Here is a 1,141-nt window from a genome sequence, read left to right as displayed (position 1 = left end):
TGATTCTCATTAGTCAGTACGCGCAGACCCGAAACCGGGTGATCTACCCATGTCCAGGATGAAGCTGCCGTAAAAGGCAGTGGAGGTCCGAACGCACATCCGTTGAAAAGGGTGGCGATGAGGTGTGGGTAGGGGAGAAATTCCAATCGAACCCGGAGATAGCTGGTTCTCCCCGAAATAGCTTTAGGGCTAGCCCCGTATTTGTCCTGCCGGAGGTAGAGCACTGGATTTCCGCGGGGGCGTCAAAGCCTACCAAAGAATACCAAACTCCGAATGCCGGCCAGGAAGAGAGCGGGAGTCAGGCTGCACGAGATAAGTTGGGCAGCCAAAAGGGAAAAAGCCCAGACCCGCGGCTAAGGCCCCAAAGTGCGTGTTAAGTGGAAAAGGATGTGGGATTCCGAAGACAGCCAGGATGTTGGCTCAGAAGCAGCCATACATTAAAAGAGTGCGTAACAGCTCACTGGCCGAGGGGTGCCGCGCCGAAAATGTCCGGGGCTGAAACACGCCGCCGAAGCCCGGGAAAGAGGGGTCGAAAGGCCGCCTCTTTGGTAGGGGAGCATTGCCGGTTCGAAGAAGCCGTACCGAGAGGAGCGGTGGAGGGCCGGGAAGAGAGAATGCCGGAATGAGTAGCGAGATGGAGGTGGGAATCCTCCAGGCCGGATGTCCGAGGTTTCCAGGGTAAAGCTGATCTGCCCTGGGTGAGTCGGGGCCTAAGGCGAGGCCGAAAGGCGTAGTCGATGGATAACAGGTGGAGAATCCTGTACTGCAAGATATCAGAACTGCGGGGACGCATCAGCGAAGCATAAGCCGGGAAAGAAGAGACCGGTACAAGCACAGGAGCGGGATGGCAGGAAAAACCGTCATTCAACGCGTAAGGTGTGAAGTGGACCGAAAAGAAGTAGGGAAGTATGCAGAGCAGGTGCCGGGAAAAGCCGCTATGGCGTATCATGCACCCGTACCGGAAACCGACACAGGTGGACAGGGAGAGAATCCTAAGGCCGACGGGAGAAGCATTGTCAAGGAACTCGGCAAAATGGCCCCGTAACTTCGGGAGAAGGGGCGCCTCCGAGAGGAGGCCGCAGAGAATAGGCCCAAGCAACTGTTTAGCAAAAACACAGGTCTGTGCAAAACCGAAAGGTGA

At 56.4% G+C, this 1,141-nt stretch carries 1 rRNA gene; it reads left to right on the top strand.

The window, feature by feature from the left end:
• Positions 1-1,141 (top strand): 23S ribosomal RNA (locus tag NSB25_RS29060); the annotation flags it as partial.

Source organism: Acetatifactor muris, from assembly GCF_024623325.1.
Lineage (GTDB): Bacteria > Bacillota > Clostridia > Lachnospirales > Lachnospiraceae > Acetatifactor > Acetatifactor muris.
This window is presented reverse-complemented; position numbering and strand designations above follow the sequence as displayed.